Here is a 15515-nt window from a genome sequence, read left to right as displayed (position 1 = left end):
CCCGCTACCTGGAGTCCGCGGGGAGACGGCATGATCGGCCCATGCCCAGGGAACGCGTACTCGCTGCCGCCGGATATGCCGCACTCACTCTGCTGTGTCTCGCGGCGATGGCGTGGACGGTGTTCACCGGCATCGCGCGGCTGAACCTCTCGGGGAACGCCGTGGAGGTCCGGCTCACGGAGTGCCACCGTGAGGACGGTGCGCGGAACACCACCCACACCGCCTGCAGCGGCCCGGCTCCGAGCACCACGGGCCTGGGCACCGTCGAGGTCAGGTACGAGGGCCGTCAAGGCGAGACCATCCGGGTCGCGCGGACGCCCTGGGGACGCTACGAAGCGGTGGACACGGGCTTCGTCTCCTGGGGGATCGCGGTGCTGGCGCCTCTGCTGCCGCTCGGGGCGGCAGCCGCCACCGGGGCCCTTGCCGTCAGAGAGATCCGCCGGGCGAGGCGTACGGCCGGTTCCGGCGGAGCCGTGTGAGTTCTCGCGGCAGGAGCAGGAGGCGGGCACCGGAAAGGCACGCGTCCGCGTGTCTCACCCCGCCACGGTGGCCGTCAGGCGGCGGTGGGCTGCCATGCCTCCTGGAAGCGGCGGCGGGCCCGGTGGAGCCGGGAGCGGACCGTGCCGACGGGGAGGGCGAGGGTCTCGGCCATCTCCACCTCGTTCAGGCCGTACACGCGAAGGGTCAGCACCTGGCGGTGGGCCTCGGACATGCGGTCCAGGACGTCGTTGATGTGGACGGCGTCGAGTGAGTGGGGTTCGTGGCGCGAGTCCACCTCGGGGCTCGTCGTCTCGCGGCCCAGGCGCCTGGCCGTGCGCACCGCCTCCCGCACGGTGACCGAGCGGACCCACCCGTAGAAGGCGGCGGGCTCCCGCAGCCCCGGCAGGCCCCGGTAGATCGCGAGGAGGGCCTCCTGCCGGGCGTCGGAGCCGTTGTCGTGGGCGACCGAGCGGCAGACACGGGTGACGTACGGGGTGATGTGCAGCAGCAGGTCGTTCATCGCCTGCTCGTCGCCCGCCCTCGCCCGCGGCAGCAACCGGTCCACGGGGGCGGGCAGTTCGTGCGCGGTGTTCATGGGGGTGCTCTCCTTGCGGGGAGGACGGTGCGGGCGGGCGGTCCGCGGTCAGCCGGCGCTGGCCGGCGCCGGGGCGGCGTCCTGGGCGAAGGCCAGCAGCGCGGTGCGGACGTCGTCGCGGAAGGCCCGCATGTACTGCGGGGTGAAGCAGGCCGTGTGGTGCGGGAGTTCGACGGCGAGCCGGTTGTCGAAGGAGACGACGCAGGCCATGACCGGGCTGCGGCCGGCCTGGGGGAAGTACGACTCGCGAGCCGGGACGAGGCGGACGTCGGTGCCTTCGACGCCCTCGGGGAAGCGGGGGGCGGCCGTGGCGCCCATGTTGGTCACGATGACCGAGCCCATCTGCAGGGCGGGATGGGCGGGGACCCTCGGCATGATGCGCATCTCGTGGAAGTGGTCGCCGCGCTCGACGGACTCCCGCAGGCGGGTGCTGATCTCCCGGGCGAGGTCGAGCGGGTCGGTCTCCCCGCTGACCGGGACGGCCTGGAGGTGGGAGGTCACGGAGGCCACCATCACGGACGGCGAGACGGGCGGGGTGAGCCGCGCACGCAGGTCGACGGGCGACATGCAGCCCAGCATTCGTGGGCCGTCGCCGTCCAGGCGCGCACGGGCCGCCGTCATCAGGGCGGCGGCGACGAGGCCGTGCACCGAGACGCCCGCGTCGCGGGCGGCGGAGCGCAGCCGGGTGGTCTCCTCGGCATCGAGGACCAGGCGGCGGACCTCGATGCGGTGCTCCGACGGGTCTTCGGAGCCGGCGGGCCGGTCGCGCGGGGTGTCGAAGGCGAGGAGCTCGACCGGGTGGGCGCCCGTCTCCTCGATGCGGCGCAGCAGGTACTTCTCGGTCTCCTCGGGGTCGGCCGCGGGCAGCAGCTCACTGACGGGCCTGGGCCACTCCGCCTCGGCGACGGGGGCGGGCGGGGTCTGTCCCGGGACGGTCGCGACGAGTTCGCCGTAGCGGTCCCAGAGCGCGTTCATGAAGGTGATGGCGCTGTGTCCGTCGGTGACGGTGTGGTCGATCGTCACGGTCAGGAGGTGGGTGTCCGGCCCGGTGGTGACGAGGGCCGCGCGGCTGAGCGGTCCGCCCACCGGGAGCGGGACGTTCAGTTCCTCGATGTACGCCTCGTCCCCGCCCTCCCTGCGGATCAGGCGCGGCCGCTCGTCCTCCGGAAGGAGTTCCAGGGCGTGGCCTCCTTCCGCGGGGACGATGCGGGAGCGGAGGGTGGGGTGCTCGGTCGTGAGCGCGTCGAACGCCTCCGCCAGTACCGAGGGGTCGACGTTCCCGCGCAGGGCGCAGGAGAGGAACGCCCGGCTCCGCTGGGCTACATAGAGGTTTTCCACGGGACACAGCGCGCGTCGCATTTGGCAGCCCTTCCAGCCGTCACCGCACGGTCCGCACCCGCACGGATGGCGGTTCTCCACATTGAGTGCGGAACCCCTGTCACGCCTCACGGCGAGGGGAGACAGCGAAAGGCCCCGATCTTGGCATCACCCTAGGAGCCACGCGTTTAGGGATTCACCTAAGAACGGCCGGGCGGCCGGACGGCGGAGCTGCGCGGCAGGCAGCCGCGCAGCTCAGGGCGTGTGCGAAGGGGACCACCGGGGCGGCAGCCAGGACTTCCATGAATCCGACTGGGCGGAAAGTCAAGGGGCCCATTCGGCTCCTTGAATTATCGGCCGCCAGCCGACCCTTTCTTCTTTTCTCCCGCCGCTTTCCCAAACCTCTCCGGACGGACATCACAGCACCCTCTAGGTATTTCCCTGGAATGGGCCGCCGAGTGCCGTCCGCGCTTGATCCGCCCGACCGGGCGAGGGCAGGGTGAACCGGGGCACGGCCCGCGACGACCGGACGGGGTTCCTGCCCCCGGAACGCCGCGCTCGCCCTGCCCCCCCGTGAGAAGTACCTGCTCGCAACCGAGGGTTGGTGTCATGTCTGGCAACGAGGACGATCGTCGGCCGCTTTCCGGGGCACAGGAGGGGCTCTGGTTCGCCCATCGGCTCGCGCCCGGCACCGCCGCCTACAACACCGGTGAGTACGTCGAGATCCACGGACCCGTCGACACCGCCCTCTTCGAGACGGCGCTGCGGCGGACCGTCCGCGAGGCCGACACCTTCGCCCTGCGCTTCCTGGACACGCCCGACGGACCGCGCGCCGTGCGGGACGGCGATCCGGACGAGATGCCGGTGCACCGGGTGGACGTCAGCGGTGAGGCGGACCCGGCCGCAGCCGCCGAGGAGTGGATACGCCGGGACCTGGCGACGCCGGTGGACGTGGCGGCGGGGCCGCTCTTCTCGCACGCCCTGCTGACGCTCGCCCCCGACCGGTTCATCTGGTTCCTGCGCGCCCACCACATCCTGCTGGACGGCTACAGCTACAAGCTGGTGGCACGTCGTCTGGCCGACACCTACACGGCGCTGGCCGCCGGGGAGGAACCGCCGCCCGCCGGCTTCGAGTCCGCGGACCGGCTCGCCGCCGAGGAGGCCGCCTACCTCGGCTCCGACCGCCATCGACGCGACCGCGCGTACTGGACGGAGCGGCTGGCGGGGCTGCCCGAGCCGGTGCGGCTCACCGACCGCACCGCGCCGCCCAGGGCTCCGTTCCTGCGCCGTACCGCGGTCCTCTCCCCCGCCGAGACGCGCGCCCTGGACGAGGCCGCCAAGGGGATGGGGGTCGCGCGGACCGATCTGCTGGTCGCCGCCGTCGCCGCCTTCCTGCACCGCATGACCGGCGCCGACGATCTGGTCCTCGGGCTCGCCACGATGAGCCGGCTGGGCAGCGCGGCGCTGCGCACCCCCGGTACGGCCTCGGACATCCTGCCGCTGCGGGTCGCGGCCTCGGCGGACACACCGGTCGGCGGCTTCGTCCGGGCGGTCGCCGACGACCTGCGCGGGCTGCGCGCCCACCAGCGCCACCGCGGTGAGTCGATCCGCCGCGACCTCGGTGTGCTGGGCCGTGGCCGCCGTGTCCACGGGCCGGTCGTCAACATCGTCCCCTTCAGCGAGGACCTCACCTTCGGCGGACACCCCTCGACCTCCCACCACCTCTCGGGCGGGGCGGTCGACGACCTCCAGATCTCGGTGCGGCCCGGCGCGGAGGCGGACACCCTCTGGCTGGCCTTCGACGCCCACCCCGACCTGTACGAGGAGGACGGACTCGCCCTGTTCCTGGAGCGGTTCCTCAAGGTCCTGCGCGAACTGCGGACCTGCCCGGAGGAACTGCCGCTGGGTGAGACTCCCGTCCTGCTGCCCGGCGAGGAGCCCGTCCGCCGGGACGAGCCCGCACCTCGCGTGACACGTACCCTCCCCCAGCTCTTCGAGGCCCGCGTCGCCGAGAGCCCCGGGCGCACGGCCGTGTCCTACGCCGGGGAGACGCTGAGCTACGCCGAGCTGAACGCGGAGGCCAACCGGCTGGCCCGGCTGCTCGTCGAACAGGGGGCCGGGCCCGGCCGGTTCGTCGCCCTGGCCCTGCCCCGCGGTCCGCGGCTCGTCCCCGCGCTGCTCGCCGTCCTCAAGACGGGCGCCGCGTACCTTCCGCTGGACCCCGGGCACCCCGCCGAACGGCTGGCCCTGGTCATGGCGGACGCGGAACCCGTCGCCGTCGTCACCGACACCGCCGGATCGGGGCGGCTGCCCGCGACGGACGCGCGGGTCGTGGTGGTCGACGACGCTCGGACCGTGGCCGACCTGGCAGGCCGCGCGCCGCACGACCTGACCGACGCGGACCGCGCGGGCGCGACCGGCCCCTACGACACCGCCTACGTCATCCACACCTCCGGCTCGACCGGGCGCCCCAAGGGCGTGCCGGTGCCCCACGCCCACGTGGTGCGGCTCTTCGAGGCGTCCGGGGAGCACTTCCGCTTCGGCGCGGACGACGTGTGGACGCTGTTCCACTCGTACGCCTTCGACTTCTCGGTGTGGGAGCTGTGGGGCCCGCTGCTGCACGGCGGGCGGCTGGTCGTGGTGCCCTACGAGGTGAGCCGTTCGCCCCGGGAGTTCCTGCGGCTGCTCGACGAGGAGAAGGTGACGGTCCTCAACCAGACGCCGTCCGCCTTCGAACAGCTCGTCCTCGCGGACGCCGCGACGGACCGGGCCACGGGCTCCCTGCGGTACGTGGTCCTCGGCGGGGAGGCGCTCGTGGCGGAGCGGCTGCGCCCGTGGGCCGACCGGCACGGCCTGGACGCGCCGGAGCTGGTCAACATGTACGGCATCACCGAGACGACGGTGCACGTCACCTTCCACCGGCTGGTCCGTGCCGACCTGGAGGACCCGCGCCGCCGCGGCGTCATCGGCCGGCCCCTGGCCGACCTGCGGGTGTACGTCCTGGACGCGGCCGGACGGCCGGTGCCGCCCGGTGCGACCGGCGAGATGTACGTGTCCGGGCCGGGTGTGGCGCCCGGTTACCTGAACCGGCCGGAGCTGACGGAGGAGCGGTTCCTGCCGGACCCCTTCGGAGCGCCGGGCACCCGGATGTACCGCTCCGGCGACCTGGCCCGGTGGCGTCCCGACGGCACCCTCGTCCACGCGGGCCGCGCCGACCAGCAGGTCAAGATCCGCGGCTTCCGTATCGAGCCGGGCGAGATCGAGGCCGTACTGACCGCGCACCCGGCGGTCGCCGGCGGCGCCGTCGTCCCGCGCGCCGCCGAGGACGGCCTGACCCAGCTCGTCGCCTACGCGGTGCCCGCCGAGGAGGGCGGGGCCGACCCCGCCGGGCTGCGGGCCCACCTGGCGGCGCGGCTGCCCGCCTACATGGTCCCCGCCGCCTGCGTGCTCCTCGACGCACTGCCCCTGACCGCCAACGGCAAGCTGGACACGGCGGCCCTGCCCGCCCCCGACTTCGGCGGCGGCACGGGCGGTGCCCCGCCCGCGACGCCCGAAGAGCGCCTGGTGTGCGGCCTGTTCGAGGAAGTGCTGCGGCTGCCCGCGGACTCCGTCGGCACCGGCGGCAACTTCTTCGACCTCGGCGGCCACTCGCTGCTCGCGACCCGGCTGCTGGCCCGGCTGAGGGAACGGACCGGCACGGACGTTCCGATCTCGGCGCTCTTCGACACGCCGACCCCGGCGGCCCTGGCCGAGCGCCTCACCGCCGGAGCGGACGCCGGCCGGCCGCTGCCCGCGCTCACGGCGTCCGAGCGCCCGTCCCTGGTGCCCGCCTCCTTCGCCCAGGAGCGCATGTGGTTCCTCAGCCGCATGGACGGCGCGGCGGCCACGTACAACATTCCCCTGCCCGTGGCCCTGCGGCATCCGCTGGACCTGGACGCGCTGCGGGCGGCCCTGGGAGACGTCGCCGACCGCCACGAGAGCCTGCGCACCGTCTTCGGGGAGGAGGACGGTGCGATCCACCAGCGGGTGCTGCCGCCCGGCACGCTCCGGCCCGAACTGCACGTGGTGGACTGCCCCGACGAGGAACGCGCCGCGCACGTGGCCGCGGCGATGCGCCGCTCCTTCGACCTGACGCGTGACAGCGCGCTGTGGGCGGGGGTGTTCGGTACCGGTGACACGCGCACCCTGCTGCTCGTGCTGCACCACAGCGCGGCCGACGGGTGGTCGCTGCGGCCGCTCGCCGACGACCTCGGCACCGCCTACGCCGCGCGCCGCGCCGGTGCGGCGCCCGACTGGGCGCCGCCGGCACTCCAGTACGCCGACTTCGCGCTCTGGCAGCGGCGGGTGCTCGCGCCCGCCCCGGAGGGGCCGGGCCGGCTGGAGCGGCTGACCTCGTTCTGGCGCCAGGCGCTGGACGGGCTGCCCGAGGAGAGTGCGCCGCCTCCGGACCGCCCGCGCCCGGCGGCCCCGTCCGGGCGCGGTGGCGGCGTGACCGTGCCCCTGGACGCCGGGACGCACCGGGAGCTGCTGCGCCTGGCGGACCACGAGAACGCCAGCCTCTTCATGGTGCTGCACGGTGCGCTGGCCCTGCTGCTGAACCGGTGGGGCGCCGGGGACGACATCGTCGTCGGCACCCCTGTGGCCGGACGCACCGAGCCGGCGCTCGACGAGGTCGTCGGGCTGCTGACCAACACCCTGGTACTGCGCGCCGATGCCTCGGGGGACCCCACCTTCCGTGAACTCCTGGCCCGGGTGCGGGCGTTCGACGTACAGGCGCTGGACCACCAGGATCTGCCGTTCGACCGGCTGGTCGAGGAGGTGAACCCGCGCCGCCACCCGGCCCGGCATCCGCTGTTCCAGGTGATGCTGGCCCTGCAGAACAACGAGCGGGCCGTGCTCACGCTCGGCGAGGACCGGGTGCCGCTGCGCCCGGCCGCGACCGGTACCGCCAAGTTCGACCTCTTCGTCGACGTCCTGGAGCGGCACGGCGCGGACGGCACCGCCGACGGGCTCGACCTGCACGTCGAGTACGCGGCCGACCTCTACGACCCGGCCACCGCCGAGAGGTTCGCGGGCGCGCTGCGCGACCTGCTGACCGTGGTCTGCGCCGACCCCGAGGTGCGGACCGGCGCCCTGCCGCGGGCGGACCGCCCCTCCCCCGCCACGGCGGACACCACCGCCCGGGCCGGGGCGCTGACCCGCGCCGTCCTGGAGGTGCCCGGGGTCGGGGACGCGGTCGTCCTGCCCGGTCCGGACGGGGAGCCCGCCACGGTGTACGTGGTGCCGAACCGGGCCGGGGCGGCCGACCGGACCGAGCAGGTGGTCTCCTCCCTTGCGCCGGGAACGCGGGTCGTCGCGATCAGCGGCCTGCCCCGTACGGCCGAAGGCGGCCTGGACGAGGGCGCGTTGAAGGATCTTCCCGTCATCGACCAGGTGGCGGCGGGTGCCTGGCGGGAGCGACTCGCCCGGCTGCCGGGCGTCCGCGAGGCCGAGGTGGTCCTGGAGGAGGTGCCCGAGGAGCTGGAGCGCCGCCACGTGGGGCGCCCGCGGGCCGCCGGGGGCGCGGCAGAACCCGACGCGCCGTCCGTGGAGCGTCCGGCGTCCGTCCCCGCGCTCAGTGAGGGTCCCGCGCTGCCCGAGCCGTCGGTCTCCGGCTGGGCCGAGGCGCTGCTGCGCGCAGCGGGCCGCCCGGACGGCGAGGTCGTGCACGTGCGCGCGGACGGCTCGGAGACCCGGCGGTCGTACGCGAGTCTCGTCCCCGAAGCCTCACGTGTCCTGGCGGGCCTGCGCCGACGGGGCCTCAGGCCGGGCGACCGGGTCATCCTCCAGTGCGACGACACCGAGGACTTCGTCGCCACGCTGTGGGGCTGCGTCCTCGGCGGCTTCGTCGCCGTCCCGCTGACGGTGCCCGTCTCCTACGCCACCACCTCGGCCGCCGTCAGCAAGCTCGAAGGCATCTGGGAGATGCTGGACCGGCCCTGGATCGTGACCTCGGCCGCCGGTGAGCCCGGACTGCGGGAGCTGGCCGCCCGCCGCGAGTGGTCCGGACTCCGGCTCACCACGGCCGACGCGCTGCGCGAGGAGCCCGAGGACCGCGACTGGTACGAGGCCCGGCCCGACGACCTCGTCCTGATGCTGATGACCTCGGGCAGCACCGGTCTGCCGAAGGCGGTGCGGCTCACCCACCGCAACGTACTGACCCGCGCCGCGGCCACCGAGGCGATGAACGGGCTGGGTTCCGGCGACGTCTCCCTGAACTGGATCCCGCTCGACCATGTGACCGGCGTCGTCATGTTCCACCTGCGCGACGTCTACCTCGGCTGCCGGCAGATCCACGCGCCGACCTCCTGGATCCTGGAGGACCCGGTGCGGTGGCCGGAACTGGCCGACCGCCACCGCGTGAGCGTCACCTGGGCCCCGAACTTCGCGTTCGGGCTCCTCGCCGAGCAGGCCCACCGCTTCCAGGACCGCGACTGGGACCTTTCTCCCGTGCGGCTGGTGATGAACGCCGGTGAGGTCGTCGTGGCCTCCGCGGCACGACGGTTCCTGCACGTCCTCGCGCCGTTCGGGCTGCCCCAGGACGTCATGCACCCGGGCTGGGGCATGTCGGAGACCTGCTCGGTGGTGACCGACAGCGTGCTGGCCTCCGAGGCGCCCGACCACGACGAGGCGTTCGTCAGCTGCGGCCTGCCCTACCCCGGATTCGCCATGCGCGTCGTCGACGACCAGGACGCGCTCCTCCCGGAGGGCGACGTGGGCCGGCTCCAGGTCCGCGGGACCTCGGTGACACACGGCTACCACGACAACGCGCGGGCCAACGCCGAGTCGTTCACCGAGGACGGCTGGTTCGACACCGGCGACCTGGCGTTCCTGCGCGACGGCGAGCTGTACATCACCGGACGCGCCAAGGACGTCATCATCGTCAACGGCGTCAACCACTACAGCCACGAGATCGAGGCCTGCGTCGAGGAACTGCCCAGCGTCGTCCGGAGTTTCACGGCCGCCGTCGCCGTCCGGTCCGACGCGTCGGCCGCCACCGACGAACTGGCGCTCTTCCTCCGTCTGGCCCCCGGCCAGGACCCGGCCGGTGCGCTCCGGGAGATCGCCGGCAAGGTCACCCGGGAGATCGGGGTGAGCCCCGCGTTCCTGATCCCCGTCGAGGCCGAGGCGATCCCGAAGACGGAGATCGGCAAGATCCAGCGGACCAAGCTCCGCAAGTCCTTCGAGGCGGGCGAGTTCGACGGCGCCGTCCGCGAGACGCAGCTGCTGCTCGGCACGGCCGCCACCGTGCCGGACTGGTTCCTGCACCCGCTGTGGCGGCCCGCCGAGAACCTGCACGCGGCCACCCTCCCGGCGGGCCACCGCGTCCTCGTCCTCGCGGGACCCGCGCCGCACGCCCACGCGGTGGCCGAAGAGGTCGCCGGGGCGGTGCGCGACGCCGGCGGACTGTGCACGGTCGTCACGGAGGGCCCGGCCCCTGAGCGGAACGGCGCGGCCGCCTACCGCGTACGTCCCGGCGAGGCCGGGGATCTCGCGGCGGTGCTGGAGAGGCTGGAGGCGGACGGGCGGACGCCGGACACGGTGGTGCACCTCGCCGCGACGGAGGACGCGGAGGACGGCGCGGCCCCGGGAAGCGACGTGTCGCTGCTGGTGCTGGCACAGGCACTCGCCGGCCGGACCGGCGGCGAGCGGCCGGTGGACCTGCTGTTCGTGACCGCCGGCGCGCAGGCCGTGACGCCCGAGGAGCGGCCCACGGCCTCGCACGCCGCGGCCGGGGCGCTGCTCAAGTCGTTGCGCGAGGAACTGCCGTGGCTGCGCGGCGTCCATCTCGACCTCTCCGGCGGGAGCGCCGGGGACCGGGCGGCGGCGGTGCTGGCGGAGGCGGCCGGCTTCCCGGCCGACACCGAGGTCGCCCGGCGCGAGGGCCTGAGGTACGTGCGGCGGCTGGCCCCGCTGCCCGATTCCGCGCCCCGGACCGCCCCGGCCCCGGCCCCGGCCGACGGTTTCCACCTGGTCAGCGGTGGTCTGGGCGGAGTCGGCAGCGAGGTGGCCGCCCACCTGCTGAAGGAGCCCGGCACACGGCTGCTGCTCATCGGCCGCACCGGGCTGCCCCCCGAGGACACCTGGGAGCGGCACCTGGCCGACGCGGGTCCCGCCTCGTCCCGTATCGAGGCGTTCCGGAGGCTGCGAGGGCTCGGCGAGGTCCGTTACGAGACCGCCGACGTCACCGACGCCGCGCAGGTGCGGGCGGCCGTGCGGCGGGCCGCCGACGCCTGGGGCGTCCCGCTGGTGTCGGTGCTGCACCTGGCCGGCGCCTTCGACGAGCGGCCCGTCCGGGAACTCACCCCGCAGGAGTGGCGCGAGGCGCTGGCGGCCAAGGTCGACGGGGCGTGGGCCCTGCACCGGGTCGCCGCCGGCCACCCGGTCACCTCGTTCGTCACCTTCTCCTCTGTCAACGGGTTCTTCGGCGGCGCGATGAACGCGGCCTACTCGGCGGCCAACGCGGCCCTGGACGACCTCGCCCTCCGGCGCCGGCGCGAGGGCCTGCCGGGGCAGAGCCTGGCCTGGAGCATGTGGCGCGAGCGGGGGATGAGCCTCGGCTACCAGCTCACCTCGCTCACCGAGGCGCGCGGCTACCGGGTGCTGGACGCCCAGGCCGCCCTGCGCTCCTTCGACCTCGCGCGCACGCTGGACCTCCCGCACCTGCTCATCGGCGCCGACCGCACCGCCCCCTGGGTGCGCTCGCACGTCCTCGCACCGGTACGGCAGGTACGGCGCACGGCCGCCCGGGTCGTCCTCGACGAGGGCACCGATCTGGGCGCCCTGTACGGCGCCGCCGCACGGGCCGCCGGACCGGAGGGCACGTTCGTCCTGCGGTCGGCCGGCTCCTCCGGCCGGAGCGAGGACACCGGCGGCGCCGACGAGCTGCGGCGGCTGGAGAGCGAACTGGCCGCCGTGTGGTGCACGGTCCTGGGCCGCGACCGGGTGGGACGGGACGAGAACTTCTTCGACCTGGGTGGCAACTCGCTGCTGCTCGTGGCGGCGCAGACCGCGGTCAACAAGGCCCTCGGGTGCGAGCTGGGCGTCGTGGACCTCTTCTCCCGTCCCACCGTGCGGGCCCTGGCCCGGCACCTCTCCCAGCAGGGGGCGGCAGCCGCGCCACGGGACGCCGCGTCCGGGCCGGTCCCGGACGCCCCCGCTCCCCCGCCCTCCGGGCTGGAGAGGGCCAAGCAGCAGGCAGAGCGGCAGCGGTCGGCGCGCGGCGCCCGCCGGTCCGCGCAGCAGAGGAAGGACCGACGCCATGGATGACCCGCAGGCCCTGCCCGAGGACGAGGCGCCGGCCGTCGCCGTGATCGGCATGGCGGCGCGCTTCCCCGGCGCCGACGACGTCGACGCCTTCTGGGACAACCTCGCCCGGGGACACGAGTCCGTACGGCCGGTCAGCGACGAGGAGTTCCTGGCGGCGGGCGGTGACCCGGAGGACCTCGACGACCCGTCCCTGATCCGGATGGCGTCGGTGATCGAGGGCATCGACCGCTTCGACTCGGGCTTCTTCGGGTACAGCCCGGCCGAGGCGGCGGTCGTCGACCCGCAGCAGCGGCTGCTGCTGGAGACGGCCTACCACGCGCTGGAGGACGCGGGCCGTCTCGGCGAGGACACCCCGTCCGGTACGACCGGGGTGTACGCGGGCAGCGGCGACAGCCGCTACTACCCCGCGCACGTGCACCCCCGGTTCGCCGGGCAGCCCGGCTCGGTGGCCCTGGTCCACGCGGCCACCGCCAACTCGCTGGGCACGCTCGCCACCCGGGTCTCCTACGAGCTGGGTCTGACCGGGCCGAGCCTGTCGCTCCAGACCGCCTGTTCCACGGGGCTGGTGGCGTTGCACACCGCTTTCCAGGATCTCGTCGAGTACCGCTGCGACACCGCTCTGGCGGCGGCGGTCTCGCTGAATCCCTCGGCCCACCTCGGCTACCGCCATGTGCCCGACGGTCCGTTCTCCCCCGACGGGCACTGCCGCACCTTCGCCGACGACGCGGCGGGCACCTCGTCGGGCGACGGCGTGGGCGCGGTGGTCCTCAAGCGGCTGGAGGACGCGCTGGCCGACGGCGACCGCATCCGGGCCGTCGTCCGCGCCACGGCCGTCAACAACGACGGCCGCCGCAAGGTCGGCTTCACCGCGCCGAGTACGCAGGGCCAGACGGAGGTGGTGCTCGCCGCACAGGCGCTGGCCGGGATCGACGCGGACACCATCGGTCTCGTCGAGGCGCACGGCACCGCCACCCGCATCGGCGACCCCATCGAGGTGGCGGCGCTCACCGAGGCGTTCCGCCAGAGCACCGACCGGCGCGGCTACTGCGCCCTCGGCTCGGTCAAGACCAACATCGGGCACCTCGGGGCGGCGGCGGGGATGGCCGGGCTCGTCAAGGCGGTCCTCGCGCTGGAGCACCGCCGGATCCCGCCGAGCCTGCACTTCGACCGACCGAACCCGCTGATCGACTTCGGCTCCGGCCCGTTCCGCGTGCCGACCACGCTGGAGGAGTGGCCACAGGAGCCCGGCCATCCCCGGCGTGCGGCGGTCAGCGCCTTCGGGGTCGGCGGCACCAACGCGCACGTGATCCTGGAGGAGGCTCCGCCGGTCGCGCCCGCCCCGCCGCGCCCCGCGGAGGACGGCCGCCGGCTCGTCCTGCCGCTGTCGGCGCGGACCTCGGGGGCCTTGCGCGGGCAGGCGGACGCGCTCGCGCTCCGGCTGGAGGAGCGGCCGGGGCTGCGGCTGGACGACGTGGCGGGCGCGCTGCGCACCGACCGGCCCGCGCTGCGGCACCGTCTCACCGTGTCGGCGTCGTCGGTGCCGGAGGCGGTGGGGGCGCTGCGCGCGGCGGTGCCCGCCGTGCCGCCGGTGCCCGACGAGCCGCCGAAGGTGGCCTTCCTGCTGCCGGGCGGCGGCACCCAGTACGTCGGCATGGGCAGTGGGCTGTACCGGGAGAACGACGTCTACCGGGACACCGTGGACCACTGTTCCGCCCTCCTGCGGCCGGCCCTCGGCTCGGACCTGCGCACCGCCCTGTTCGAGGAGGTGGAGCCGGGCAGCACGGCCGCCTTCATGGCGCTGTTCGTCACCGAGTACGCGCTGGCCCGCACCCTGATGGAGGAGGGGGTCCGGCCCGACGCCCTGATCGGGCACTCGCTCGGCGAGTACACCGCCGCCTGTCTGGCCGGGGTGATGGAGATCGACGAGGCGCTGCCGGTGGTCGCCGAGCGCATCCGGCTCATCGCCTCCTCGGGCGGTGCCACCGTCGGGGTCGCGGCCTCCGTCGACACCGTCCTCCCGCTGCTGGGCGAGGGGCTGTCGCTGGCGGCGGTCAACAGCCCCGTGGCGTGCACGGTCGCCGGCGACACCGACGCGGTCGACCGGCTGGAGGCGGAACTGACCCGCCGCGACGTGCCGTTCCGCCGGCTGCGGATGCCCGCCGCCGCCCACTCGCACGTGCTCGACCCGATCCTGGAGAGCTTCGCCGGTCACCTGCGCACGCTGACCCTGCGGCCGCCGCGCATCCCGTACGTCACCAACGTGACGGGCGACTGGGCCACCGACGCGCAGGCGACGGAGGTCGGTCACTGGGTGGACCACACCCGGCGCACCGTCCGGTTCGCCGACGGCATCGCCGCGCTGTGGGAACGGGAGCGGCCGGTCCTCGTCGAGATCGGGCCCGGCGACAGCCTCACCAAGCTGGCGCGGGCGCGGCTCGACGGCGAGGGCCCGGTCACCGTGACGACCATGCGGCACGCCAAGGCGCAGGCGGCGGACGGCTTCGTGCTGGCCGAGGCGCTGGGGCGGCTGTGGAGCGCCGGTGTGGACGCCGCGCTCCCGCCCGTCCCGCGCCCGCCGCGCGGCACGGGCCGGGTACCGCTGCCCGGGTACGCCTTCGAGCGCCACCGCCACTGGATCGACGCACCCGGGGCGCGCGCCCCGGAGGGGTCCGGCGCCCGGCCGGAGGAGCCGGCCCCGGGCGGGGGGACGGGGCTCGCGCCGCGTCCGCACCTGGCGACCGCCCACGTGGCTCCCGGCACCCCGCGCGAGCGGGCCGTCGCCGAGCTGTGGGAGGAGGCCCTCGGGATCGGTGGCATCGGGGTCCACGACAACTTCTTCGACCTGGGCGGCGACTCGATGCGCGCGGTGCTCCTCGTGGGGCGGCTGCGGCAGAAGGGTGTGCTGGACGTGCCGGCCGCCTCCCTGCTGGCCGCGCCGACGGTGGCGGGCCTGCTCGCCGCCGGCGAACCCGCCGAGGACGCCGTCGCCGGGCCGGGCGCGCTGGCGCCGCTGCTGCCCCTGCGTCCCGACGGCGGCAGGCGGCCCCTGTTCTGTGTGCACCCGGGCGCCGGAGTCTCCTGGCGGTACTCCGGACTGCTGCCTCATCTCGGCGCGGACCAGCCGGTGTTCGGCCTCCAGGCCGCCGGTCTGGACGGCGCCCGGCAGCCGGCCCGCGACGCCCGGGAGATGGTCGAGGGCTATCTCGACCTCCTCCGCACGGTCCAGCCGAGCGGCCCGTACCGGCTCCTGGGCTGGTCGTACGGCGGTTTCGTCGCCCACGCGATGGCGTGCGCCCTGCAGGAGCGCGGTGAGGAGGTCGAGTTGCTGGCGCTGCTCGACGCCCCGCTCCCGCACGGGAGCGCGCACGACCCGAAGACCGCGGAGAGGCAGGTCGCGGGACTGCTCTCGCGGGTGGCGGGGCTGGAGGTCGGCGCGGACGGCCCGCCCGGAGTCGAAGACGTGCTCGACCGCGTCGGTGCGGCCCACGCCGCCGGCTCCTCGCCCGTCTCCCGCGACGAGGCGGCCTCCATCGCCGCCGTGATGCGCAACAACCTGCGGATCGCACCGGAGTTCACGCCCGGCGTCTTCCGCGGCGACGCGTTGTTCTTCAGCGCCACGCGGGACCTCGTCCCGGCCGCCGACGCCGGGGACCTCTCGCTCGCGGCCGGCAAGGCCGACGCCTGGCGCCCGTACGTGCGGGGTGCCTTCGAGGACCACGCCGTGCCCTGCGGCCACTACGACATGACCGAACCCGACCCGATCGCCCGCATCGGCGAGGTCGTCGCCAAGGCCCTGCGCCCGGCCTCCGGCTGA

At 75.0% G+C, this 15515-nt stretch carries 5 protein-coding genes; 3 read left to right on the top strand and 2 right to left on the bottom strand.

Annotation, left to right across the window (positions count from 1 at the left end; genetic code table 11):
• Nucleotides 1-41 precede the first annotated feature (41 nt).
• Nucleotides 42-479: a hypothetical protein gene (locus IF45_RS0119600; protein ID WP_003946492.1), complete on the top strand. Its 438-nt coding sequence runs from the start codon at nt 42-44 to the stop codon at nt 477-479.
• 74 nt (nt 480-553) lie between these two features.
• Here the strand turns inward: IF45_RS0119600 and IF45_RS0119595 are convergent, their stop codons facing one another.
• Nucleotides 554-1075 carry an RNA polymerase sigma factor gene (locus tag IF45_RS0119595; protein WP_003946493.1) on the bottom strand — a complete coding sequence of 174 codons (522 nt, stop codon included), beginning with the start codon at nt 1073-1075 and terminating at the stop codon, nt 554-556.
• A 48-nt stretch (nt 1076-1123) separates the two neighbouring features.
• The gene (locus IF45_RS0119590) at nt 1124-2413 is read right to left on the bottom strand and encodes a phthiocerol/phthiodiolone dimycocerosyl transferase family protein (RefSeq protein ID WP_406692848.1); all 1290 of its coding nucleotides are present in this window, start codon (nt 2411-2413) and stop codon (nt 1124-1126) included.
• 588 nt (nt 2414-3001) lie between these two features.
• On the opposite strand from IF45_RS0119590, the gene IF45_RS0119585 reads away from it, so the two are divergent.
• Nucleotides 3002-11701 carry a non-ribosomal peptide synthetase gene (locus IF45_RS0119585; protein WP_015508335.1) on the top strand — a complete coding sequence of 2900 codons (8700 nt, stop codon included), beginning with the start codon at nt 3002-3004 and terminating at the stop codon, nt 11699-11701.
• Complete coding sequence (locus IF45_RS0119580; protein ID WP_030308624.1) at nt 11694-15515, top strand: type I polyketide synthase; 3822 nt, start codon at nt 11694-11696, stop codon at nt 15513-15515. The genes IF45_RS0119585 and IF45_RS0119580 overlap by 8 nt, the downstream gene beginning before the upstream one ends.

The organism is Streptomyces albidoflavus (genome assembly GCF_000719955.1).
GTDB lineage: Bacteria > Actinomycetota > Actinomycetes > Streptomycetales > Streptomycetaceae > Streptomyces > Streptomyces albidoflavus.
The sequence above is the reverse complement of the archived record's forward strand: the minus strand, read 5'-3'. Positions and strand labels throughout refer to the sequence as shown.